The sequence below is a fragment of the Bartonella bacilliformis Ver097 genome (assembly GCF_000709795.1).
Classification (GTDB): domain Bacteria; phylum Pseudomonadota; class Alphaproteobacteria; order Rhizobiales; family Rhizobiaceae; genus Bartonella; species Bartonella bacilliformis_A.
In genome coordinates, this window is the sequence record NZ_KL503803.1 from 24612 (window position 1) to 50410 (window position 25799).

Consider the following 25799-nt stretch of genomic DNA (forward strand, 5'->3'; position numbering starts at 1 on the left):
CTTTTACAAATGATCAGAGCTATTTTTACGTTTTTGAGTGCTAAAGCTAACTTAGAATCATTAATGTTGTTTTTATATTTTTTGTAGCAAAAGGTAGTATTCGGCTTTAGTATTGTTATACATACTCATGGGTGTAGAATAGCTTTAAAATAGAAAGTTTATTCCTTTGACACTGCTACATATTGTTATCAGTTCTATCATATTTTTTATTATTGCTTATATATTAGCGATTTACACTTATGGCCGTTTTGTCAAAAATGCCAAGGGAGAATGTTCCTATGCATTTGATGTTAAGGAAGATGAAACCAAGCTTGATCGTGTAGTGAGCCAATTGGCCAAGGAGACGAATGGATTAGGGGTTGATAAAGATGCTCTTTCACTCATTGTCAGCAATTTGGACGCATTTTGTGTTCGTGCAATGGGAGTAGAACAAGCTGAACGCAGTCTCGATCTAATGTATTATATTTGGGATGATGATTTAACTGGGCGTTTATTACTAAGCGAAGTCATAGAAGCAGCAGATCGTGGTGTACGTGTGCGGTTTCTTTTAGATGATATCAATGCTCAGGCACGTGATCCAGCTTATATTGCCCTTGATAAACATCCAAATATTGAAGTGAGAATGTTTAATCCAGGGCGATCACGTAATGGCTGGTTACGTCGTAGTTTAGAGATTATATTGCGGGCAATTACTGTGACACGCAGAATGCACAATAAAGCTTTTATTGTGGATGGACGGATGGCTTTTATAGGAGGACGGAACATTGCAGATTCTTATTTTGATGCAGGTAGAGAGTCAAGTTTTCGTGATTTAGATTTAATGTTAATTGGTCCATCAGTTCGAACAGTAGAAACTATATTTGATGCTTTTTGGAATAGCTCTGTGGTTTTACCTATTCATACTTTAGTTATCCCGAAGAGTTTAAGTGACCTCGACAATTGGAGAGATAAATTACAAAACTTTCGTAATTCCAAAGCTGCAAAAGTTTATCTGGATTATGTCAGCCAATATGTTAATTTTGAACATTTTCTTCAAGTAGGAAAAAAATTATTTCTTGCAGATAAAGTTAATGTGCTCTCTGATCCTCCAGAAAAAGCATTACGCAAAAAAGCAGGAAATTGGCTGATGGAGGTACTTTCACAAGTTATTGGAGAGGCCAAAAAAACGCTTCAGGTTACATCACCTTATTTTGTCCCTGGTAAGGCAGGGACACAGAATTTTAGTAATTTGGTATCAAAAGGTGTTGATGTTAAAATTCTTACCAATTCTTTAGCGGCTACAGATGTAGCAGCCGTGCATGGCGGTTATGCTTCTTATCGTAAGGCATTATTAAAAAGTGGTGTGAAGCTTTATGAATTAAAGCCAGATGGAGGTAAGCATCGGTTAAGGTTGTTTAGATTTAATAAGGCAAGTTTGCATACAAAAGCTTTTTTGATTGATCATAAAACTGCTTTTATTGGATCTTTTAATTTTGATCCTCGATCAGCTTCTTTAAATACAGAAATGGGTATTTTGTTTGAATGTGCGCCAATTACAAAGAGCTTGGATTTGCTATTTTCTGAAGAAACGACAGGTGAAATGAGCTATCATTTGCATCTAGGTGATGATAATCGCATTTATTGGAATTTTATTGAAAATGAAAAGCGATATAGTATTGATTATGAACCAGAAAGTAATTTTTGGCGTCGTGTTTTTGCAAAAATAATAAGTTGGCTGCCTATTGAATCACAGTTATAAACTCTTATGTCATAGAAACATTTTTCTTTCTATTTTATTTATAGGATGGCATAATCCATCGCCAATCCAAAATTTATGAGAAACACAATTACATCTTTAAGTTGTTTCTTCTATTATCAAGGGAATTTGGTCATGGCAAAAATTGTTGAAACAAAAACCGGTATGTTGGCGCTTACCTTTGATGATGTGCTTTTGCAGCCTGGTTATTCTGTTGTTATGCCTAGTCAAGTGGACCTAAAAACACGTATTACGGCTGATATTGAGCTTAATTTACCGTTGCTTTCTGCTGCTATGGATACAGTGACAGAATCACGTTTGGCTATTGCTATGGCTCAGGCGGGTGGCCTTGGTGTTATTCATCGTAATATGCTTTCTGAAGAGCAAGCTGAAGCGGTACGTCAGGTGAAAAAGTTTGAGTCTGGTATGGTGGTTAATCCAGTAACAATTGGGCCAGATGCTACACTTGAAGAAGCAAAGGCTTTAATGCGGTTTCATGGTATTTCCGGTATTCCAGTTGTTGAAAATGGTGCTAAAGGTGGAGTTGTTGGCCGACTTGTTGGTATTTTGACGAATAGAGATGTACGCTTTGCATCAGATCCCAGACAAAAAATCCATGAATTAATGACGCATGAAAATTTGATTACAGTGCGTGAGAATGTTCAATTAGATGAAGCAAAATACCTTTTACATCATCACCGTATTGAAAAATTATTGGTTGTTGATGAACAAAATCGTTGTGTTGGTTTGGTGACAGTCAAAGATATTGAAAAGGCACAATTGTATCCAAGTGCGACTAAAGATTCTCAGGGACGTTTACGAGTTGCGGCTGCAACTACTGTAGGGGATGATGGGATTAAGCGAGCTGAACGATTAATTGATGCTGGTGTTGATGTGTTGGTGATTGATACAGCTCACGGGCATTCTCAACGCATATTAGAAACGGTTGAGCGTATTAAAAAAATGGCGCTCTCTGTTTCTGTTATTGCTGGTAATGTGGCGACATCACAAGCAACGCAGGCATTGATTGATCGTGGTGCTGATGCAGTGAAAGTGGGTATTGGTCCTGGTTCGATTTGTACAACGCGAATTGTTTCAGGTGTTGGTGTGCCTCAGCTTTCAGCCATTATGGATGCTGCAGAAGTTGCTAATAAGGCAGGTATTCCGGTTATTGCGGATGGTGGTATAAAGTCTTCGGGTGATTTTGCTAAAGCCTTAGCAGGTGGAGCTTGCGCTGCTATGATTGGTTCTCTTTTAGCTGGTACTGAAGAGAGTCCTGGAGAAGTTTATCTCTATCAAGGTCGATCTTTTAAAGCGTATCGTGGTATGGGGTCGGTTGGAGCTATGGCAAGGGGATCTGCAGATCGTTATTTTCAGGCTGAAGTCCGTGATGAGCTCAAATTGGTTCCTGAGGGTGTTGAGGGACAGGTCGCTTATAAGGGCCCTATAGCGTCTGTTTTGCATCAGCTAGCTGGAGGATTGCGCGCTTCTATGGGGTATGTTGGAGCAAAAAATCTAGACGAGTTTCGTGAAAAATCAACATTTGTTCGTATTACCAATGCTGGTCTTTATGAAAGCCACACACATGATGTTTCTATTACTCGTGAGAGCCCAAATTATCGTGGTCCTGCGTAATTAAAATTTTCTATATTACTATAGAAATACAAAAAAATCTCTCAGATTAACGGTTGTAAGAGAGTTTTTGGGATTCTTGTCATCATTATCTCGGCTATGTGAAAGGGGTGAATGAGATGACCGCAATTAAATTTCTTTTGATAGATATATTAATAAAGAAGTTTGGTTTTCGTACTATTTTCATTTTTTGAACGTTTGATTTTAGTGCCATCTTATTTGGTTAGGCTGTTAAACATTTGTTTTTTGTATAATAAAAGAATTTTTATAATTCTCGCATGATCATAATGGGAATGGGTGTTTTAGGGATGATGTTCTGGGTTTTAGAGCCAAAGAAAAAATTATGTATTTTTGAATGATGGAAAGCGCCCATCAGTAGCATATCAAAATTAAGTGTTTGGACACTATGAAGGATCATTTGTTCAAAATTATCTTCTGTTTTGAGTGATTCGACGGTAAATTGAGCAGATCGTAATCGTGTTAATGTTTCGTTGAAACTGTCTTGTACGACTTGTATTTGATCTTCTGCCATACCTAATATAAAGGTTACATCTTTGAAAAATTCTCGTTTACAAATAAAGTCAATGGCATTCATGATCAATGGGCCACCGTCAAAAGCTATGAAAATTCTTTGAATAGGACGAAATTGACTTGAAGCAACAAGGATTGGAAGTTTAGAGGAACGAACAACATTTTCAAAATTACGACCTAATTGCTTTGTATCAGATTCTGTTTGTTCACCACGTTTCCCCATGACAATAAATGATGATTGATCACTATAAATATTTAATGCATCAGAAAGATTTCCATGGCGCAGACGTGTTTCAATTTCAATTTGACTATGAGAATTGAGGTAATTTTTTGCTTTTTCCAAAGCTTTTTGCCCGATTTTTTGGGCAAAGAGTGCTTTAGAAAGGTCGGTATCTTGTTGTTCTGATATCAGTGTATTTTTTGTATTATCACTAGTCTGTTGGGCTTTTGGTAAGCTAATTTCCTCTTCTGCTTTATCCAAGACATACAATAATCGAATTGTTGTTTGCATAGATTTCGCAGCCCATAGCGCTAAGTCACATACAGGTTTTGCATAAATTGAAGCATCAATGAGAGCAAGGATAGGTTTTGTCATTGTATTCTTCCTCAATGTTTTTATTTTACGGAATTTCTCATAATTTTCGTTAACAGTTGCACATTAAGGAGGAATAGTTCCATTTTTCTTAAGCGTAAAATATTTTAGGGTTTCGTGTTATGGGTATTCAATTTGCCATTTAGATTTTGGGTGATCTTCAAGTTATTATTCGCCAATAGTGATGAAGCGGATCAGTGTTATTGGTAGAATGATTAACTTGCAAAGATAAAAAAAAGGCTAGAATAGGAGAAATAAATGCGATTAGGTGGGCGTTTACAGGCAGCAATAGAGGTTTTACACGAGATAGAGGTAAGGCATCGTCTTGCAGGTGACGCTTTGAGAGATTGGGGGCTTTCTCACCGTTTTGCTGGAGCAAGTGATCGTGCAGCAATTGGTACAATTGTTTATGATGCTTTAAGACGACGTTATTCATTGCAATGGCGTATGGATAGTGACGATATTCGAGATTTAGCTTTTGGTACTTTATTAGATTTTGGTGGAATGACGATTGAACAAGTTGATAGCGTTTTAGCAGGTGATCGATTTGCACCACAATTATTAGGCCCTAAACAGCGTCAGTCATGGCAGACACGCCAATTAGAAGATGCACCAGATTATATTCGTAGCAACGTTCCCCAATGGTGTCAAGCTCATCTGTATCCTGTATTCTCTGACAATTGGGTTCTTGAAGCAGCTGCTTTGGCAACACGTCCTTCTTTAGATTTGCGTGTAAACAGTTTGAAAGCAACACCAGAGAAGGTGCTTAAGGAACTAGAAAAAACAAAAGTGCATTCTTTTTCATGGTTTCAACAAGCGTTAAGAATCGCGCCAACTAAACAGTTTAACCGTCATCCTAATGTCCAGGTGGAGCCTTCTTTTCAAAGAGGTCACTTCGAGATACAGGATTTAGGATCTCAAATTGTCACGCATCTTATAGAAGCAAAAGCAAGTATGCAGTTATTGGATTATTGTGCAGGCGCTGGTGGAAAAACTTTGGCCTTGTCTGCTCATATGGGCAATCGAGGGCAGATTTATGCTTATGATTCAGACAAAGTTCGTTTGTCTCCTATTTTTGATCGCCTTCGGCGTGCAGGTGTTCGTAATGTACAACCACGGGGGAATATAGAAGAGTTAAAGCCCTTAATCGGGATGATGGATATAGTTTTATTAGATGCACCCTGTAGTGGCACAGGGACATGGCGTCGTCGTCCAGATTTTAAATGGCGTTTAACGCGCAAGCAAGTTCAGAAACGCCAAGAAGAACAATGTGCTATTTTGAATCAGGGTCTCGATTATCTTAAACCAGGTGGACGTTTAGTTTACATTACATGTTCTCTTTTTGTTGATGAAAATGAAGAGCAAATTTCCAGGTTTCTGCAACAGCATTCGAATTTTCATCCAATAAATATGAGAGAGCGTTGGCAGTGGCATTTTGGTTTTTCAACTGTGCAGCCAATATTTTCAAACTATGGGCTCACTTTATCACCGGCAACAACGAAAACAGATGGCTTCTTTTTATCTATTTTGCAAAAGGAGCACTAATCTCTATCTTTATTTCTTTCATTATAAATTTTATTAAAAAAGCATTTTTTTCATACGAATAGGCTTGTTGAAAAGAGAAGGATTGAATAATAAATCTTATTTGCCATTTTTTGCAGTTATTGGTTGGTCATTTTTTATGGATACATCACATTCAGACACTGTTCTTATTATTGATTTTGGTTCACAAGTTACACAGCTGATAGCAAGGCGGGTACGTGCAATGGGTGTTTATTCCAAAATTGTTCCTTTCCAATCAGCTTTAGAAGGAATCAATCGAATAAAGCCTAAAGCTGTTATTTTATCGGGTAGTCCTTATTCAACACTTGATAAGGGTTCACCACGTGCTCCGATAGAAATTTTTGAAACTGGCATTCCAGTTTTTGGTATTTGTTATGGTCAACAAGTTATGTGTGTTCAGCTTGGCGGAAAGGTGGAGGCTGGACATGAGCGTGAATTTGGGCGTGCTTTTTTAGAGGTAAAAGAAGAGAGTACGCTTTTTGATGGTGTGTGGGAAAAAGGATCATCTCAACAAGTTTGGATGAGTCATGGCGATCGAGTGACGGCTTTGCCGGAAGGTTTTTGTGTTATCGGAACATCAAAGGGTGCTCCTTATGCTGCTATTGCTGATGAAAAGAGAAATTTTTATGCAGTGCAGTTTCATCCTGAAGTTGTTCATACACCAGATGGTGCAAAACTTTTGCAAAATTTTGTCTGTAAAATATCTGGGATTAAAAATAATTGGTCAATGGCTGCTTATCGTGATCAGGCGATTGCTACGATACGTGAGAAAGTTGGAAAAAATCGTGTGATCTGCGGTCTTTCCGGTGGTGTTGATTCATCCGTTACAGCTGTATTGCTTCATGAAGCAATAGGAGATCAACTGACGTGCATTTTTGTAGATCATGGGTTAATACGTAAAAATGAAGCAGAAGAAGTTCTCAAATTATTTCGTGATAATTATAATATAGAGCTTATTCACGTTAATGCTGCCGATATGTTTATCAATGCGTTGGAAGGTGAGACAGATCCAGAGAAAAAACGCAAAACGATAGGTCATCTTTTTATTGAGGTTTTTGAAGAAGAAACCAAAAAAATAGGTGGTGCAGAGTTTTTAGCACAAGGAACGCTTTACCCAGATGTTATTGAAAGTGTTTCGGCTATTGGTGAAGCAATAACGATTAAAAGCCATCATAATGTAGGAGGATTGCCGGAACGGATGAATATGAAACTTCTGGAGCCGTTACGTGAACTATTTAAGGATGATGTCCGCTCCTTAGGGAGAGAATTAGGTTTGCCTGAAGAGTTTATTAAACGCCATCCTTTCCCAGGGCCTGGTCTAGCAATTCGGTGTCCAGGTACGGTTACACGTGAAAAGTTAGAAATTTTACGTAAAGCGGATGCTATTTACCTTGATGAAATTCGTAAAGCTGGGCTTTATGATAAAATTTGGCAGGCTTTTGCTCTTCTCCTTCCTGTTCAAACTGTTGGTGTTATGGGTGATGGACGCACGTATGAGTTTGTTTGTGCTCTTCGCGCTGTAACATCTATAGATGGTATGACTGCTGATTTTTATCCGCACGATATGGATTTTTTAAGCAAGACAGCAGCTCGTATTATTAATGAAGTTCGGGGTATCAATCGCGTTGTTTATGACATAACTTCAAAGCCTCCTGGCACTATTGAGTGGGAATGATAAAGTGTAAGTGTTTAAGAATGCAGAATTATCTAGAACTTTGCATTTAAATTGGTTGATAAAAAAGAACAATTATCTGAAAAAGATTGTTGTGGAATTTGATGGTGGTTATTCAAATCACAGTCTTATTTTATTTCAATGGATAGAATTTAAGATTTTGAAGTGTGAAATTATATATGCTTAAACCGAAAATTGTTGCGCATCGTGGTGGAGCTCATCTCTATTCTGAAAATACACTTTCGGCTTTTCGTCATGCAATTGCATTGGGAGTTGATGAAATTGAATGTGATGTTCATCTCCTAAAAAGTGGTGAAGTGGTTGTATTTCATGATTTTCATCTTGAACAATTGGTCGGGCAAACAGGATATATTCACGATATGGATAATGAAATGCGCAAACAAATCCGTGTAAAGGGAAGTCCTGAATCTCCTCCTTTATTAGAAGAATTGCTTGACCTTTTAGTGCCAACGAATGTTGCTCTTCATCTTGAAATTAAAACATATGGTAACGTTGATCGTGAATATATTTTGTCTCAAAAAGCACTGGAATTAATTAAGAGCCGAGGTTTAGTAGACCGTGTTTCAGCCATTAGTTTTGATGCTGTTAGTCTACGCCCTTTTATAGAAGAAGGAATATCGTCAGGACCATGTATTGATTGCTTTGAAGGTGATATGTTACACTGTTTTTCTTGGTGGAAAAAATTAGGGTATTCTGATCTGAGTTTAGATGGCTCAATTGTATCGCAAGATTTTGTTGAATCTGCACTGGATGCTGGTTTTACTGTCGGTGTATGGACAATAAATGGGCCAGCGCGTTTGTCGCATTGGCTTGATATGCCTGTGCATTACATCACAACAGACCAACCCGATCTTGCTTTGCAATTGCGTTCACAAAGGTGAAAATCTGTCTATCATTTTTGTTGAAATATAATGACTATTTTGATCACAAAAAAAGAACAAACAAGCAAATTTAGTCATTGATAAAGTTCTTAGATTCCAATTTAACTTTTTTGGTTATGTACGGTTCCCAGTTTTTTTGTTAAAAGTATGAAAATTTTGATATGTGACAGTGAAGTTTAATTTTTGTCCATAATCACTCGTTAAGCGCTCCTTTATATCAACGGTAAAGAGGATATCATTCCAACGTGTTAAAACATGACAACCTGTGCCTATAGGCTTAATGAATTCAATTTGCGTGTGAAAGATAGGACCTTTGTCTGGATATTCTCCTAACAAGATTGCTTCTGGTCTAAATGCTAAAATATCAGTGTCTTTGCTGCAAAAAAATAAATTGCCTAAGTGTTTTTCTAGAGCTTGACGATCAAGAAAATTAATAGGAGGGGAGCCAATAAAATCCGCAACAAAAATTGTTTTAGGGCAATCATAAATTTCCATTGGGGTTCCAATTTGTTCGATAGTCCCCTTATTCATAACAACCATTTTATCTGCTAATGTCATAGCTTCTAGTTGGTCATGAGTAACGTAAAGGCTAGTCGTTTTTAATGAACGCTGTAGTTTTTTAATCTCAATACACATGTGAGCACGCAATTTTGCATCAAGATTTGACAGTGGTTCATCAAAGAGAAAAACGCGTGGCTCGCGAACAATAACTCGTCCCATTGCGACACGTTGGCGTTGTCCTCCTGATAATTGTCGTGGTTTACGGTCAAGAAATGGCTCTATTTCCAAAAGTTTTGCAACATGTGCAATACGCTTATTAATGTCTTCTTTTGGTGTTTTACGATTTTTGAGGCCATATTCCAGGTTCCCACGTACTGTCATATGTGGATAAAGTGCGTAATTTTGAAAGACCATAGCAATATCACGGTCTGCTGGTTCACGATTATTGATAAGCTCATTATCAATATAGAGTTCACCTGAGGTGACTTTTTCAAGTCCAGCGATGATGCGTAATAAGGTTGATTTTCCACATCCTGAAGGGCCAACAATGACAAGAAATTCGCTATCGGCAACAGTTAAGTTTAAATCATTAATAACCAAAATGTCATTGTCATATTGCTTTTTTATATTCAATAATTGGATTGTAGCCACGGTTATTTCTCCGTTTCGATAAGGCCTTTAATAAAAAGCCGATGCATACAAATGACGATTAAAACAGGTGGTATCATAGCAACAACCGATACTGCCATAAGGATATTCCATTGAGGATTATGTTGAAGTGACTCTACCACGAGCTGTTTCAGAATAATAAGAATGGTTTGGTGATTTTTATCTGTTGTTACAATAAGAGGCCAGAGATACTGTATCCATCCATAAATGAACATAATGATAAATAAAGAGGCAATATTACTTTTGCTAAGAGGCAAGAGAATATCTTTGAAAAATTTGAACGGTCCTGCACCATCCATACGCGCAGCTTCTAAAAGTTCGTCAGGAACAGTCAGAAAAAATTGACGAAACAGGAATGTAGCGGTTGCTGATGCGATCAATGGAATAATAATTCCACCATAAGTATTGATCATTCCTAGCTGTGCGACCACTGTGTATGTTGGAATGATGCGCACTTCGATGGGGAGCATCAATGTAATGAAAATGAGAGCAAATGCCGTTTTGCGGAAAGGGAAGCGCATATAGACGATTGCATAAGCAGAGAAAAGAGAAATAATAATTTTTCCAATACTAATACCAATAGCCATAATAAATGAGTTCATTAAAAGTGGCCAAAGGCGAGGAAGGCCGAGTTGTACAATGCCATCACCAAAGATAGTTTTATAATTTTCGAAACTATATTGTCCTGGGAGAAGAGGAAGTGTGCCGGTACTAAATGCAATTGAATTATGGGTTGAGGCGATAATCGCAACATAAACTGGAAAAAAAATAATGATAATACCGAGAATGAGGATGAGATGAGTCAGAAATGTCAAAAAAGGACGATTTTCAACCATGATTTTTCTCTTAATATTGTATGCGACGTTCGATCCAGCGAAACTGGATAAATGTTAAGACAATAACCATCAGCATTAATAGTGTTGATTGTGCTGCTGACGCACCAATTATATGATTTCTGAAACCGTCGTCATAGACTTTGTAGACAAGTGTATTTGTTGCACGCGCAGGTCCTCCAGAGGTTATGTTATCAATAATCCCAAATGTATCGAACATGGCATGATTGATATTGACAACGAGAAGGAAGAAGCTTGTCGGTGAAATTTGTGGGAAGATTACGGTCCAAAACCGCTTAAAAGGGGTAGCTCCATCAATTGCTGCTGCTTCTATTTGAGAACGCGGAATAGATTGAAGTCCAGCAAGAAAAAAGAGAAAATTGTAAGAGATTTGTTGCCAACTTGCAGCAATCACAATAAGGATCATTGCATGCGTTCCATTGATGCGATGGTTCCATATAATTCCTATTTTTTCAAGGATAACAGGAAAAATTCCAATAGTTGGATGAAAAATAAATAACCATAATATTCCTGCTAACACAGGAGCAACTGCATAGGGCCAAAGTAAAAGGATAGTATAAACTTTTTTTGAGCGGATCACACGATCAACGGAGACAGCTAAAAGAAGCGATATTGACATCGCAACAAAAGTAACAGAGGTAGAAAATATTATAGTTGTGAGAAGTGATTTTATATAAGAAGGATCAGATAAGACTGTTGCGTAATTTTCAAAGCCAATAAAAGTTGTTGTAAAACCAAAGGGGTCCTCGCGTTCAAAAGAAGATTTTATTGCTTGCACTGCAGGCCAGATAAAAAACAGGAGAATAATAAAAAGCTGAGGAAAAAGTAGCCAATAAGGGAGTAAACTATTTTTAAAATATGCAGATTTTTCTTGCATTTTCAATGCTCTTTAATAAGAGGCGTTAAAGTATGTACAAAAGGATTGAAAAACTTGTTTTTTTGGTCAAGTTTTTCATATTTAACGACAATTATGAAATTAATAGTTGGCCTTTTCAAATTCACGTAAGAGTCTATTTCCACGTTTAACCGCTGTATTTAATCCATTTGTGGGTGTTTTAAAGCCACTAAGAACAGCTTCTAATTCTTGATCAAGAATAGAACGAATTTGCGGTAAATTACCAAATCTTATTCCCTTTGAGTTAGCTGTTGGTGGGTTTAAATTGATTTGTCGAATGGCAATATCTGCACCTAGATTTTTATCATAGAAATTTTGTCGTTTACTCAGTTCATAAGCTGTTTTTGTAATTGGAAGGTAGCCTGTTGTCTGATGCCATTTTACTTGATTATCTGCTCTTGAAAGGAATTTAAGGAAAGCTGCTGCACCTGCGTATTCCTCAGCTGTATGACCTCTTAAAACCCAAATAGAAGCACCACCAACAATAGAATTTTGTGGTGTATTTTTTACATCAGAATAGTAAGGCAACATGCCAAAACCTACATTAAATTGCGCTTCCGAAACAATGCCACCAAGTGATCCTGAAGATTGTATAAAGATTGCACAATTTTGTGCCATAAACATCGGTCCTGAATCTAATGCTCCAGCTGGGCCACCATAATAAAAAATACCTTGATCTGACCATTTTTTGAGATCAGTCCACATACGTATTTGCAAGGGCCCATTGATCGTCAATTCCGCATCAAGTCCACCTAAGCCATTGTTTTTTGTTCCGAAGGGAATATTGTGAAATGCTGAAAAATTTTCTAGGCCAATCCATTGAGCAGCATAAGCCATTGTAAAACCACAACTTGCTACTTTGCTATCAATAATTTTTTTTGAAAAATTTTCGATATCTTTCCATGTTTTTGGTGGTTGTTCTGGATCAAGTCCAGCTTTTTTAAAAATATCTTTATTATAAAAAAGAAGAGGTGTTGAAGCGTTGAATGGCATAGAGAACATTCGTCCCTGAACATCAGAGTAATAGTTGCTGATAGCTGGTAAATAGTCTGAAAAATCAAATTTTTGTCCCGTGTCAGCACTAAGCTGATAAATTGGATAAATAGCACCTTTTGCAGCCATCATAGTAGATGTACCGATTTCATAAATTTGGGCAAGAACTGGTTGTTGTTTTCCGCGAAAGGCAGCAATAAGTGAGACCATAGTTTCCTCATATTCGCCACGAAATGAAGAAACAACTGTATAGTCAGATTGGCTTTCATTAAAAGCATGAATCAAATCTTCAGTTTGTTTTCCTAGATCACCACTCATAGAGTGCCAAAAGCTAATTGTTGTTTTTGCAAAAACCATTGCTGATGCAGTCATAGAAATTACAAACGCTACCGCGAAAAGATAAAAACGGTTCATAATTCACCCCTTATGGATTGATAGAACACTGTTTTGCCAAAATTTATAGTGTTACCGATGAGTATATCATGATAGCTCTATTTCCAATATAGCCCATTTAAACGTGAACCATGAAAAGGTCAAACGATTTGTGTGTACCTATCAATTTTACTATTGTTATGGTGATCGTATGTCGACAAACGTAATTACACACTCATAGAGAAAAGCCGAGATAATGTAAAAAGAGGAGTTATAAGGGGTGAGCAAGAGAACAAAATAGTATCCTTATTTATTGCTTTTAAGATATTATTGGTATTCCAGTTATATCATAATACATGTTTTAATCTTTTGTTATTGAGTTGATAATCGTATTTACATTGTATTGTATCATATCAAGATAAGTGGCAGCGGGGCCATTTTTTTCTGATAATGCATCGGAGTAGAGAGTACCGCCAATTTTAATGCCCGTTTCTTTTGAAATTTGCTTTATCAAACGGGGATTAGAGATATTTTCAATAAATATTGCAGACGCTTTGTTGGCTTTAATTTGTTTAATTAGTTTAGCGACATCTGCTGCGGTGACTTCGACCTCTGTTGAAACACTTTCAGGAGCCAATATGGTGAAACCGTATTCATGGGCAAAATAGCCAAAGGCATCATGAGATGTGATAATCGTACGCTTATCTTCTGGAATGGCAGAAATTTGTGTTGTGATGATTGTTTGTACGGCATTTAGTTTGTGGATATAGGCGCTAGCATTTTTATTATAGCTGTCACATGATTGTTGATCGATTTCACAGAAGGCAGTTGCAATATTTTTGACATAAATTTTAACGTTAGGGATAGTTTGCCAAGCGTGTGGATCAACATCGCTGTGCATATGATTATGTCCTGTATCGTGCATGTGGTGTTCTGTATCATGCGTGTGTTTTTCGATCTGAGGAAGAGAAATGTTAGCACTGGCTACGATTAGAGGTGCTTTTGTGCTATTTGCTGCGATTAGTCGATGAATAAAATTTTCTAAATATAGTCCATTGATAAAAATAATATGAGCGTTTCTTAAAGCCTTTGCATCACGGGGGGTTGGTTCATACATGTGAATATTAGCATTAGGACCAACAAGAGTTGTCATTACAATATGATCACCTCCTACATTTTTGACTAAATCTGCAAGAATAGAAAAACTTACAACAACTTTTATCTTGTCGTGTGCAGTAGCAGAAAATGTGAATGGGGAAAAAAGTGAAAAAAGACCTAGCAGAATGAATGGTTTAACAAATTTTTTCATAATGATTACCTTATAATGAGGGGGAAGAGTAAAATAAGCGAGGGAACCATGTTATAATGAGGCCGCGTGGGCTTATGAGGCAAGAAAGAAGATACATAAATCCTGCAACCATAATGATAGCAGGACCAGAGGGAAGTGACATATGAAAAGAAACTAATAGACCAAATGTACTAGAAATTATTCCCAAAATGACAGAGAATACACAAATAGAGCTTAGATGTGAAAACCAAAAACGGGCTGTGATAGCTGGAATCATCATCATGCCAATAGACAATAATGTTCCGAGAGATTGAAAACCACTAACCAAATTAAACACCATAAGTTTAAGCAATAATATGTGCATATATTTTCCTAGTGGAGAAAATGATCTAAAAAACAAAGGATCAAGGCTTTCTATGACAAAAGCGCGCCAGAAAATGCATAGACTGCTCACTGTTATTATTGTTATAGCAGCAATGAGCCAAAGGGTTTGTACATCGATAGCAAGTATTGAACCAAATAAAAGATGGAGCAGATCAATCATTGATCCTTTGAGTGAAATAATAATGACACCTGCTGCTAGCGCAATAAGATAGAAAACTGCCATGGATGCATCTTCTTTTTGAAAACTATTTCGTGAAATCAAGGCAGTTGCTAGTGCAACAAGGAGGCCAGCTAAGATACCACCGATCGTCATGGGTATGAGAGAGAGTCCAAAAAAAAGAAAAGAGGTAGCAACACCAGGAAGAATGGCGTGAGATATGGCATCGCCCGTTAAACTCATACCACGCAACACTAAAAGTACGCCAATAGGGCAAGCGCTGATTGCCAATAGAATCGAAGCCATTAAAGCGGTTTGCATAAATTGGAAATCAATAAAAGGAGAAAAGAAAAGACTATACATTTATGATGATCCAATTTCATTACAAGCATTGAAAGTAAGATTCTGTAGATCGATAGGAAAAAAGCTGTGTATAGCAGGCTGCATAATCTCGTGGTTGTTAGCTTTGAAGAACTGTGTAGTTTCTCCATAACAAGCACATTGTTTGTTGATCTGAATCATTTGAGGAAAATGTTTTTGAACCATGCAGGAATCATGAAGTGCTATGAGAATTGTTCGGCCTTGTTTTTGCCAATGAGCAATGAGTGCAAGAAGGTCTTTTTGAGTATTGAGATCTACACCATTAAAAGGTTCATCAAGCAATATAATATCAGAATCCTGCACAATAATGCGCGCAAAAAGGGCTCGTTGTAGTTGGCCACTTGATAATTCATTAAGTGAATAGTGAGCTAATTCTGTGAGGCCAACCATTTCTAGTGCATTGTGAATTTTGTATTGATAAGGGCGCTGATTTTTTAACAATCCACAAAAATACCATAACCCTGTTTTTATGAGTGCTTCTACATTAATTGGAAATGTTCGATCAATATCGCATTGCTGGGCAAGGTAGGCTATACGGCTTTGTGTTGTTTTTGTAATTTTTCCACTGATCGGTTTCATTAATCCAGCAATGGATTTCAGGAGTGTAGATTTTCCAGAACCATTATCACCCGTTATCGCAACTAATGAATGCGCTGTGATCTTTGCTGAAAACTTTTTAATTATTATTTTATTTGCATAACCTAGTGTTACATTGTCGAAATGCAAGTCCATCATGGATACCATCTTGTTATTATATATAAAAGGTTATGTTATATAGTTACATTTGTCAATAAAGTGTTCTACCTTTCGTATTTTTAGGGAGTTGTGTGTAGCAATGGTAAGATAGTGGAAAATTAAAGATAGCATTTGAATTTTTCTTGCACGCTATATCATGTATGTATACCATATATAGTGTCAGAATGATTTATGATTCCAAATAAATGCAAGTCATTGAAGAGTGTAGCGTGTCTTATTTGAGATCCAAACTGCTTCTACGATCTAATAGCAAACAGAAAAGTGTATGAAGTAAGTATACAGGATAAAAATTCTACTAAAATGTCTATTTGGGAGGATTTTATTCGGTGTTTGTGAGTTAAAGCCTGTTTTGAATGCAAAAAATCAAAATAAAGGACTAAAGAGAAGCCGTGAAGATAGTGTACCTTTTCATTGGGTTTGTTTTTGAAAAACAATAAAAGGAGGTCAAATGTCGATATGTGCTTATTTTGTGTCGATAATTTTTGGTTATTTGCGTGAGAGGGATAGTGATTGAGGTTATGTTTAGAGGTTTGTGTATTATTGTAACCGAAACATAACTGCGCGTATTTTCGCATACGATTTTTATCTTTTTTAAGTATCTGTGGTCAATTAGATCCTAAGTATTTTTGTAATCATAAGAGTTAATTCTTTATTTTTGGTTATTTTTTAGAATATGAAAGTTGAAGAGAATGCCTGTTACTATTTATAGCAAGCCGTCTTGTGTTCAGTGCAATGCTACTTATCGCGCCTTTGATGCTAAGGGTATTGATTATCGTATCGTTGATATTTCTTGTGATGAACAAGCCTATAATTTTGTGCAATCTTTGGGGTATCGTCAGGTTCCTGTAGTTGTGTGTGGCGAGAATCATTGGTCAGGTTTTAGACCAGATATGATTGATGGTCTTTGTAGTTAATGGGGCTGATTGTTTATTATTCGAGTGCAACGGGTAATACTGAACATTTTGTTTCTCAGCTTGGTCAACGGCTTTTCAAAATTGATAAGAAAGTATCATCTGCATTAGTTTATGAGCCTTATGTTTTGGTTGTTCCTACTTATGCAGATGGTAAGGGGAGGAAGGCTGTTCCAAAGCCGGTTATTCATTTTCTTAATGAGGTTGAAAATCGCAAATTGATGTGTGGTGTTATTGGTGGTGGGAACCGTAATTTCGGTTGTAATTATAGTTTAGCAAGCAAAATCATCGCTGAAAAATGTTCTGTGCCCTGTCTCTATAATTTTGAGCTGCGTGGAACTGACGAAGATGTTATTTGTGTTAAAAAGGGATTAGAAAAGTTTTGGAAACGGTAGGTACGGAAGGGCTGCAAAAGCCAGATCAAATCACAGACTATCATGCGCTGAATGCGATGCTTAACCTTTATGATGAAAATGGTCATATTCAATTTGATATGGATAAACGTGCCGCACGGCAGTATTTTCTCCAGCATATTAATCAAAATACGGTTTTTTTCCATAATCTAAAGGAAAAAATAGATTACCTGATAGAGGAAGGGTATTATGAGAAGGCATTATTTGAGCTTTATGATTTTTCTTTTATCAAAAGGCTTTTTAAACGCGCTTACGCATTTAAGTTTCGTTTTCCTACTTTTTTAGGTGCATTTAAATATTATACAAGTTACACGCTAAAGACTTTTGATGGAACTCGTTATCTTGAGCGTTATGAGGATCGTGTTTGTCTTGTCGCTTTATACTTAGCACAAGGAAATAAAGATTTTGCTGAAAGCTGTGTAGATGAAATTATGACAGGACGGTTTCAACCTGCAACACCAACATTTTTAAATGCAGGAAAAAAGCAACGAGGTGAATTGGTGTCATGTTTTTTATTGCGGGTTGAAGACAATATGGAATCGATTGGTCGTTCAATTAATTCAGCTTTGCAACTTTCAAAGCGTGGAGGGGGGGTTGCACTTTGTCTAACTAATTTGCGGGAAACAGGGGCGCCAATCAAACAAATAGAAAATCAGTCATCGGGTATTTTACCCGTAATGAAATTGTTAGAAGATTCATTTTCTTATGCTAATCAACTTGGTGCACGGCAGGGGGCTGGCGCTGTTTATCTGCATGCTCATCATTTAGATATTATGAAATTTTTGGATACAAAGCGTGAAAATGCTGATGAAAAAGTAAGAATCAAAACTCTTTCGCTTGGTGTCGTTATTCCTGATATTACTTTTGAACTTGCACGTAATAATGAGGATATGTATCTATTTTCACCTTATGATATTGAGCGGGTTGTAGGAAAACCTTTTAGTGATATTTCTTTGACAGAGCATTATCGATCTTTTGTTGATAATCCAAAAATCCGTAAGAAGAAAATAAGTGCTCGTGTTTTTTTCCAAACATTAGCAGAAATTCAATTTGAATCAGGTTATCCGTATATTTTGTTTGAAGATACAGCTAATCGCGCTAATCCTGTAGCAGGACGCATTAATATGAGCAATTTATGTTCAGAAATTTTGCAAATAAATGAGGCAAGTGAATTAGAAACAGATTTGGGTTATCGTACTGTTGGAAGCGATATTTCCTGTAATCTTGGGTCAATGAATATTGCAAAAGTAATGGATGGTGGTGATTTGGGGCGCACTGTGGAAACAGCTGTTCATGCTCTTACAGCTGTTTCTGATATGAGTAATATTGCTTGTGTGCCTTCTATTGCAAAAGGGAATGCTGAAAGTCACGCGATTGGCTTGGGGCAAATGAATTTGCATGGTTTTTTAGCACGTGAAAAGATCTATTATGGCTCGCCAGAGGCGATTGATTTCACCAATATCTATTTTTATACAGTAACGTATCATGCATTGCGTGCTTCTAATTTGATTGCACGCGAACGTCAGAAAAAGTTTGCAGGATTTGAAAATTCATCTTACGCAGATGGCTGTTTTTTCGAAAAATATATTAAGAAAGAGTGGAGACCACAATTCCTGCTTGTGCAAGAGATTTTTGCACGTAACAATATACTTATTCCAACTCAAGAGGATTGGAAAAAACTTAAGGAATCGATTGTTAAATATGGACTTTATAATCGCAATCTTCAGGCTGTACCGCCTACAGGGTCGATTTCCTATATCAATTACGCAACTTCTTCTATCCATCCCATTGCCTCAAAAATTGAAATTCGCAAAGAGGGTAAAATTGGACGTGTTTATTATCCTGCTCCTTATATGGATAATACAAATTTAGATTTTTATCAGGATGCTTATGAGATTGGTCCTGAAAAAATTATCGATACTTATGCAGCGGCTACACAGCATGTTGATCAAGGTCTTTCATTAACTTTGTTTTTTCCTGATACAGCGACGACGCGTGATATTAATCGTGCACAAATTTATGCATGGAAAAAGGGCATAAAGAGTATTTATTATATACGGTTGCGGCAAAAGGCGTTAAGCGGAACAGAAGTTGAAGGCTGTGTTTCGTGCAGCTTGTAGGAGATGACCATAATGACACAAATTACAACGAAAAATCCTGTTGTCCGCGCGGTCAATTGGAATAAGTTGCATGATGAAAAAGATCTTGAAGTTTGGAATCGTTTAACGGGGAATTTTTGGTTACCTGAGAAGGTTCCTCTTTCTAATGATATTCCTTCATGGGAAAGCCTGACAGAGGAAGAAAAAAAGCTAACAATTCGTGTTTTTACAGGGTTAACTTTACTTGATACAGTTCAAAATACTGTGGGAGCTGTTTCGCTTATGGCTGATGCTGTAACGGAGCATGAGGAAGCTATTTTGACAAATATTGCTTTTATGGAAGCAGTGCATGCACGTTCTTATTCTTCAATTTTTTCGACTTTATGTTTGACAGTAGATGTTGATGATGCTTTTAGATGGTCAGAAGAGAATGCTTATTTGCAGAAAAAGGCAAAGTTAGTTCTTGAGCATTATGAAGCGAATGATCCGTTAAAGAAAAAGATCGCTTCGACCTTTCTGGAAAGCTTTTTATTCTATTCTGGTTTTTATTTACCTATGTATTGGTCAAGTCGCGCTAAGCTAACCAATACAGCTGATTTAATTCGGCTTATTATTCGTGATGAAGCCATACATGGTTATTATATTGGCTATAAATTTCAATTAGGATTTGCGAAACTTAATGAAGCCCAAAAACAAGAGATGAAGGATTTTACTTTCAATATGTTGTTTGATCTTTACAATATTGAATGTAAGTATACAGAAGATCTCTATGATGCTCTTGGATTGACAGAAGATGTTAAGGTTTTTCTTCATTATAATGCGAATAAGGCATTAATGAATTTGGGTTTTGAGTCCCTTTTCCCATCTGAAGTTTGCCGAGTTAATCCTGCCATTTTGGCAGCTTTATCGCCTAACTCTGATGAAAATCATGACTTTTTTTCAGGTTCAGGCTCTTCTTATGTTATTGGAAAAGCAGTTGCAACGACAGATGAAGATTGGGAATTTTAAGTATTCAATGAAAAGAGAATTGCGCGTGGTATACCGCTAAGATCATCACGTATTTTCAAACATTTAAATCCATTTTTTTCAAACAAGTCGCGGACTTCTTTTTTTTGAGAATAGCCAATTTCAACAGCTATGTAACCTTCTTTTTTCAGATACGTTGCTGATTCATCAGCAAGTTTTCGGTAGAAATCAAGGCCATCTTTTCCGCCAATGAGTGCGCGCAATGGGTCATATTGGCGCACTTCTTTTGCAAGGTTTGGGATATCTTTTTCTGGAATATAGGGGGGATTAGAAATAATCAGATCAAATTGACCTGTAACAGTATCAAACCAGTTGCTAAGCAAGGGAGTAAAGCGATGTAAAACATCTGCATTCTTTGCATTTTGTGTTGCTGTTTTTAAAGCATCTTCTGCAATGTCAACCGCTACGGCACAGGTTTGAACCACTTGTTTAAGAATTGCAATAGCAATGGCACCAGTTCCTGTTCCCATATCCAGTAATGTTGCTTTTCCTGATTTTTTTACTTTTTTCTTGAGAATTGGCAAAACAAGATCAATGAGTATTTCTGTATCAGGGCGCGGTTCTAGAGTTTCTTTAGATAAAGCGAATGATATGCTATAAAATTCTCGTGTTCCAATAATACGATGAGTAGGTTCACCAGAAATACGCCGTTTTATGGCTTTTTCTAATTGTGCAATCTGTTGAGAAGATAGGCACATGTCCGGTTGAAGAATTCTATCAATAGTGCTTGTGCTTGTTACCCATTCAACAAGAAGTTTTGTGTCAAGATTAGCTTCAGAAACTCCTTGATCTTGTAATTTTTCTCGTGTTTTCCGAATAACATGATTGAGAGAATGATTGCTCATGCGTTATCATTTATTTCAGTCAGAAGAGCTGTTTGGTGATTAGAAATAAGCGGGTTAATAAGCCCGTCAAGATCTCCTTCCATGATACGATCGAGTTTATATAAAGTAAGATTAATTCGATGATCAGTGACACGTCCTTGCGGAAAATTATAGGTGCGAATACGTTCTGACCGATCACCGGAACCAACTTGAGTTTTACGGGACGCTGAGCGTTCACTTTCTGCTTTTTGTCGTTCAATATCGAATAAGCGTGAGCGTAAAATTTGGAGTGCACGTGCTCGATTTTGGTGTTGTGATTTTTCTGCTTGTACAACCATAATTCCTGTTGGAATATGAGTAATACGAACAGCTGAATCTGTTGTATTGACGTGCTGTCCACCAGCACCAGAGGCACGCATTGTGTCGATGCGAATATCTTCTGGGCGAATTTCGATATCGATTTCTTCAGCTTCTGGCAGGACTGCAACGGTAGCAGCTGATGTATGGATACGTCCGCTTGTTTCTGTTTCAGGAACCCGTTGTACACGGTGAACACCTGATTCAAATTTAAGTTTAGAAAATACGCCTTTTCCTGAAATAGTTGCAATAATTTCCTTATATCCACCAACTTCACTATCACTTAATGAAACAATTTCAACTTTCCATTTATGGGCATTGGCATAGCGTTCATACATACGAAAAAGATCACCAGCAAAAAGTGCAGCTTCTGATCCACCAGTTCCTGCTCGAATTTCAATAATAGCGCTTTTTTCATCAGCAATATCTTTGGGTAAAAGAAGAATTTGGATTTCTTGCTCGAGCTGTTCAATTTTTTGACGTAATAATATGAGCTCTTCCTGCGCAAGGGCATACATATCTGCGTCTATTTGTACTGTGCTGGCCATAGCCTCGAGCTCTGTTACTTCTTTATAAAGAGCGTTTAATGTTCGGATCGGAGTGACAATCTGTTGTAGTTCCGCATATTCAGAAGCTAATTTTACATAAGTTTCAGCATTAGGATTTTGAGCCATTTGGCTTTCGATGATTTCGAAGCGTTTTTCAATTTGCTTCATACGATCTTGCGATAAAAAAACCATGACAATATTAATTTTAATTCTATTATAGAGCAGTCGACAATGTCATATCACTGTATGATAGAAGCTTGATAAAGAAGAAAAACGCTCTTGCCAATAAAAACTATAAAGTTTTTAGTTGGAATTTGCAAAAAGTGTAATTTTTTTTGAGAAATTTCTTAGTTATGTACATAAAATCATCAATTTAGGAATTCCGTTTTTTCCCATAAAGTTCAAGACGATGATGGATCACGTCATAGCCGAGAGAATGAGCAATCTCTTTTTGTATATTTTCAATAATATCAGACTGAAATTCAATAATTTGTCCTGTATCTATGTCAATAAGATGATCATGGTGCTCGCCATCTGCTTGCTCGAAACGAGATGGACCGCCATTAAAGGCATGGCGATGAATGGTTCCATTTAATTCTAATATTTTCATTGTGCGATAAACAGTGGATAACGAAATACTAGAATCTATTTTATGAGTACGCTGAAAAATTTCAAACGCATTGGGATGATCATCTGTATAGGCCAAAATATCAAGGATAATGCGCCTTTGACGTGTTATTCTTAGACCTGAAGCCTGCAATGTTTGTTCATAACCTTGCTTTTTATCCATTTTAACTGTCTACTTAACTGTCCATTTTAGGGATGAAAGACCCGTGACAATGTTTGTATTTTTTGCTTGAGCCGCAGGGACAAAGCTCATTACGTCCAACTTTTTTCCATGTAAATGAATCACCGGGATTACGTTTTATCGGATCAGAGACCTCAGTATTGTTCTGCATTTGTGCCCATAAAATACCATCTTTTTCATCTGTATTATGAGATGTGGAATGTTTAGTGTACATTTCTTGAGGCATTGTTGATTCTAAAGGTTGCTGAACAATCTCGAAAGACATCAGTTTAGAAATGACATCTCTACGTAAATTTTTGAGCATAGTTTGAAAGAGTTCGAATGCTTCTGTTTTGTATTCATTAAGTGGATCTCGTTGTGCATAACCACGAAAGCCAATGATAGAGCGTAAATGGTCCAAATTAATTAGATGCTCACGCCACAGTGTATCAATTGTTTTGAGTAATATAGCTTTATGGAAATAGATCATCAGTTCTGGATTGTAGTGCTCAGTGCGTTCATTTTCAAATTTTGTAACAGCGTCTAATATACGCTCAAGGATTTGCTGTTCAGAAATTCCATCTTCTTTGACCCACTCTTCTACCGGAAGTTCAAGATTAAAGCATTGATGCAGTTCATTTTGTAAAGCTTTTGCATTCCATTTTTCAGAATATGTTCCAGACGGGATATGAGTTTCTATCAGATCTTCAATGATGTCATTGCGCATTTCAATTATCATGTCAGTTAGATTTTCTGCATTCATGATTTCCATACGCTGCTCAAAAATGACTTTGCGCTGATCATTCATCACATCGTCATATTTTAAAAGATTTTTACGAATTTCGAAATTTCGTGCTTCGACCTTTTTTTGGGCTTTTTCAAGCGCTTTATTGATCCATGGGTGGATAATAGCTTCATTTTCTTTTAATCCAAGTTTTTGCAATATGCCATCCATACGGTCAGAACCGAAGATACGCATGAGATCATCTTGAAGAGAGAGAAAGAATTTTGAGCGACCAGGATCACCTTGGCGGCCAGAGCGGCCACGGAGCTGGTTATCAATGCGACGGCTTTCATGGCGTTCAGTAGCAAGGACATAAAGACCACCAGCTGCTAACGATTTTTCTTTAAGTTTCTGAATGTCTTGCTTAATTTTTTCAATTTTAGCAATTCGTTCTGGTCCTTCAGGAATATCCTGTAATTCTTGTCGGATTCGCATCTCGATATTTCCACCAAGCTGTATGTCAGTTCCACGGCCTGCCATGTTCGTTGCGATGGTTAATGCTCCAGGTACGCCAGCTTGCGCAACAATATACGCTTCTTGTTCGTGGTAGCGAGCATTCAAAACTTTAAAATCAGTAATACCTTCTTTTCGCAGGCGTTCTGCCAATTGCTCTGATTTTTCAATAGAAGTTGTGCCAACAAGGATAGGCTGTCCTTTTTCATGTGCTTGACGAATATCATGCACAATCGCACGGTATTTCTCTTCTGTTGTTCGATAAATTTCATCATCTTCATCAAGACGTTGTACTGGAAGATTTGTAGGGATTTCAACAACTTCAAGACCATAGATATTGCTAAATTCTTCCGCTTCTGTTATAGCAGTTCCGGTCATACCAGATAGCTTTTCATACATACGGAAATAATTTTGGAAAGTGATAGAAGCTAATGTTTGATTTTCTGGTTGAATAGCGACATGCTCTTTAGCTTCCAACGCTTGGTGTAAGCCTTCGGAATAACGCCGTCCTGGCATCATACGGCCTGTAAATTCATCAATAATAACAATTTCGCCATCGCGAACAATGTAATCTTTGTCACGGACAAATAGCTTATGGGCTTTTAAAGCATTGTTAACATGGTGAACAATAGCAACATTTTCGATATCGTAGAGACTATCATTTTTAAGATGCCCAGCTTGTTTGAGCATTGTTTCAATTTTCTCGGTACCGATTTCGGTAAAGGTTGTTGTTTTTTGTTTTTCATCTATTTCGTAATCCTCTGGTGTGAGGTTAGGAATAAATGTATTAATGAGATTATAGAAATCCGTGCGATCCTCCAAAGGACCAGAAATAATAAGCGGAGTTCGGGCTTCATCAATGAGAATTGAATCAACTTCATCGATAATTGCATAATGATGTCCGCGTTGGACCATCTGACTACGGTCAAAGGTCATATTATCACGTAGATAATCAAAACCTAATTCATTATTGGTCGCATAAGTGATATCACATGCGTAAGCTGCTCGGCGGGCATCAGTATCAAGATTATGTAAAATTACACCCGTTGTTAAACCTAGAAAACTGTAGATTTTTCCCATTGCTTCAGCATCACGATTAGCAAGATAATCATTCACTGTAACGACATGAACACCTTTTCCTTCTAATGCATTGAGATAAACTGGTAAGGTTGCCATTAATGTTTTGCCTTCACCAGTACGCATTTCAGCAATGCCTCTGTTATGCAAAACCATTCCACCAATGAGCTGTACATCGAAAGGACGCATGTCGTAAACACGCTTTGCTGCTTCACGAACAGTTGCAAAGGCTTCCGGTAAGAGCGAATCAATCGTTTCTCCATCAGTTAATCGCTGACGAAACTCATTGGTTTTTTGATAAAGTTCTCCATCACTTAACTTTTGGAAGTGTTTTTCCAAAGCACTAATTTGTAAAGATTTTTGGCGAAGTCTTTTGATATGACTCTCACGAGCTGATCCAAAGAGTTTACGTGCAATGATGCTTAAACTGACCATCTCTGGTCCTTTCTCTGATTTATTATCACTGCTATTAGTTGATTCATATACTAAACTCATTTTTGTGCTTTCTAAGGTATTTTATACGATTAGAAGCGATGTCGTCATCTTTTCTGGTACGTTGTTTTTAGTTAGAGATAAGGGGCTAAGTGCATTGTGTCAACTTTAGTAATTCTTTCTGGTTGATAGAGTGTGGAATAAATTAGGG

The 25799-nt window shown here is 37.1% G+C and carries 21 protein-coding genes; 9 read left to right on the top strand and 12 right to left on the bottom strand.

The window, feature by feature from the left end:
• Positions 1-166: 166 nt before the first annotated feature.
• Positions 167-1738: a phospholipase D family protein gene (locus H710_RS02215; protein ID WP_041849233.1), complete on the top strand. Its 1572-nt coding sequence runs from the start codon at positions 167-169 to the stop codon at positions 1736-1738.
• Between the two features lie 132 nt (positions 1739-1870).
• Positions 1871-3370 carry an IMP dehydrogenase gene (guaB, locus tag H710_RS02220; RefSeq protein ID WP_041849234.1) on the top strand — a complete coding sequence of 500 codons (1500 nt, stop codon included), beginning with the start codon at positions 1871-1873 and terminating at the stop codon, positions 3368-3370.
• Positions 3371-3632: 262 nt separating this feature from the next.
• On the opposite strand, the gene H710_RS02225 is transcribed toward guaB, so the two are convergent.
• Positions 3633-4493: a universal stress protein gene (locus tag H710_RS02225; protein ID WP_041849235.1), complete on the bottom strand. Its 861-nt coding sequence runs from the start codon at positions 4491-4493 to the stop codon at positions 3633-3635.
• Between the two features lie 255 nt (positions 4494-4748).
• Between H710_RS02225 and H710_RS02230 the strand changes: the two genes are divergently transcribed.
• The 3 genes from H710_RS02230 to H710_RS02240 all read left to right on the top strand — a co-directional run bounded on the left by H710_RS02230 (position 4749) and on the right by H710_RS02240 (position 8627).
• A complete protein-coding gene (locus tag H710_RS02230) occupies positions 4749-6035 on the top strand; it encodes an RsmB/NOP family class I SAM-dependent RNA methyltransferase (RefSeq protein ID WP_041849236.1) in 1287 nt (428 codons plus the stop codon).
• Between the two features lie 136 nt (positions 6036-6171).
• Positions 6172-7728: a glutamine-hydrolyzing GMP synthase gene (gene guaA / locus H710_RS02235; protein ID WP_041849494.1), complete on the top strand. Its 1557-nt coding sequence runs from the start codon at positions 6172-6174 to the stop codon at positions 7726-7728.
• A gap of 176 nt (positions 7729-7904) precedes the next feature.
• Entirely contained in the window at positions 7905-8627 is a 723-nt protein-coding gene (locus H710_RS02240) for a glycerophosphodiester phosphodiesterase (protein ID WP_041849237.1), read from the top strand.
• 114 nt (positions 8628-8741) lie between these two features.
• Here the strand turns inward: H710_RS02240 and H710_RS02245 are convergent, their stop codons facing one another.
• From H710_RS02245 to H710_RS02275, 7 genes are all read right to left on the bottom strand, one after another.
• A complete protein-coding gene (locus tag H710_RS02245) occupies positions 8742-9779 on the bottom strand; it encodes a sn-glycerol-3-phosphate import ATP-binding protein UgpC (protein WP_041849238.1) in 1038 nt (345 codons plus the stop codon).
• 2 nt (positions 9780-9781) lie between these two features.
• Positions 9782-10633, bottom strand: a complete 852-nt coding sequence (gene ugpE / locus H710_RS02250; RefSeq protein ID WP_041849239.1) for a sn-glycerol-3-phosphate ABC transporter permease UgpE — start codon at positions 10631-10633, stop codon at positions 9782-9784.
• A gap of 10 nt (positions 10634-10643) precedes the next feature.
• Positions 10644-11528 (bottom strand): sn-glycerol-3-phosphate ABC transporter permease UgpA, encoded by an 885-nt coding sequence (ugpA, locus tag H710_RS02255; RefSeq protein ID WP_041849240.1) that lies wholly within the window; start codon positions 11526-11528, stop codon positions 10644-10646.
• Between the two features lie 99 nt (positions 11529-11627).
• Entirely contained in the window at positions 11628-12953 is a 1326-nt protein-coding gene (gene ugpB, locus H710_RS02260; protein WP_041849241.1) for a sn-glycerol-3-phosphate ABC transporter substrate-binding protein UgpB, read from the bottom strand.
• A 319-nt stretch (positions 12954-13272) separates the two neighbouring features.
• Positions 13273-14220 carry a metal ABC transporter solute-binding protein, Zn/Mn family gene (locus H710_RS02265; protein WP_041849242.1) on the bottom strand — a complete coding sequence of 316 codons (948 nt, stop codon included), beginning with the start codon at positions 14218-14220 and terminating at the stop codon, positions 13273-13275.
• 10 nt (positions 14221-14230) lie between these two features.
• Positions 14231-15103, bottom strand: coding sequence for a metal ABC transporter permease (locus H710_RS02270; protein ID WP_041849243.1), 873 nt, complete (start codon positions 15101-15103; stop codon positions 14231-14233).
• The gene (locus H710_RS02275) at positions 15104-15853 is read right to left on the bottom strand and encodes an ABC transporter ATP-binding protein (RefSeq protein ID WP_041849495.1); all 750 of its coding nucleotides are present in this window, start codon (positions 15851-15853) and stop codon (positions 15104-15106) included.
• 713 nt (positions 15854-16566) lie between these two features.
• Here H710_RS02275 and nrdH point away from each other — a divergent pair.
• Genes nrdH through nrdF form a run of 4 tightly spaced genes read left to right on the top strand, consistent with a single transcriptional unit; the run spans position 16567 to position 20308 of the window.
• On the top strand, positions 16567-16791 hold the full coding sequence (gene nrdH, locus H710_RS02280; protein WP_041849244.1) for a glutaredoxin-like protein NrdH: 225 nt from the start codon (positions 16567-16569) through the stop codon (positions 16789-16791).
• Positions 16791-17183 (top strand): class Ib ribonucleoside-diphosphate reductase assembly flavoprotein NrdI, encoded by a 393-nt coding sequence (nrdI, locus tag H710_RS02285; protein WP_041849245.1) that lies wholly within the window; start codon positions 16791-16793, stop codon positions 17181-17183. The genes nrdH and nrdI overlap by 1 nt, the downstream gene beginning before the upstream one ends.
• On the top strand, positions 17171-19321 hold the full coding sequence (gene nrdE, locus H710_RS02290; protein ID WP_041849246.1) for a class 1b ribonucleoside-diphosphate reductase subunit alpha: 2151 nt from the start codon (positions 17171-17173) through the stop codon (positions 19319-19321). Before nrdI ends, nrdE begins: the two co-directional genes overlap by 13 nt.
• Positions 19322-19333: 12 nt before the next feature.
• Positions 19334-20308, top strand: coding sequence for a class 1b ribonucleoside-diphosphate reductase subunit beta (gene nrdF, locus H710_RS02295; protein ID WP_041849247.1), 975 nt, complete (start codon positions 19334-19336; stop codon positions 20306-20308).
• On the opposite strand, the gene prmC is transcribed toward nrdF, so the two are convergent.
• The 4 genes from prmC to secA all read right to left on the bottom strand — a co-directional run bounded on the left by prmC (position 20305) and on the right by secA (position 25591).
• Positions 20305-21171: a peptide chain release factor N(5)-glutamine methyltransferase gene (gene prmC / locus H710_RS02300; protein WP_041849248.1), complete on the bottom strand. Its 867-nt coding sequence runs from the start codon at positions 21169-21171 to the stop codon at positions 20305-20307. The genes nrdF and prmC overlap by 4 nt on opposite strands.
• The gene (prfA, locus tag H710_RS02305; RefSeq protein ID WP_041849249.1) at positions 21168-22247 is read right to left on the bottom strand and encodes a peptide chain release factor 1; all 1080 of its coding nucleotides are present in this window, start codon (positions 22245-22247) and stop codon (positions 21168-21170) included. Before prfA ends, prmC begins: the two co-directional genes overlap by 4 nt.
• Before the next feature lie 181 nt (positions 22248-22428).
• Positions 22429-22845 carry a Fur family transcriptional regulator gene (locus H710_RS02310; RefSeq protein WP_041849250.1) on the bottom strand — a complete coding sequence of 139 codons (417 nt, stop codon included), beginning with the start codon at positions 22843-22845 and terminating at the stop codon, positions 22429-22431.
• A 13-nt stretch (positions 22846-22858) separates the two neighbouring features.
• A complete protein-coding gene (gene secA / locus H710_RS02315; protein WP_041849251.1) occupies positions 22859-25591 on the bottom strand; it encodes a preprotein translocase subunit SecA in 2733 nt (910 codons plus the stop codon).
• Positions 25592-25799: the final 208 nt, after the last annotated feature.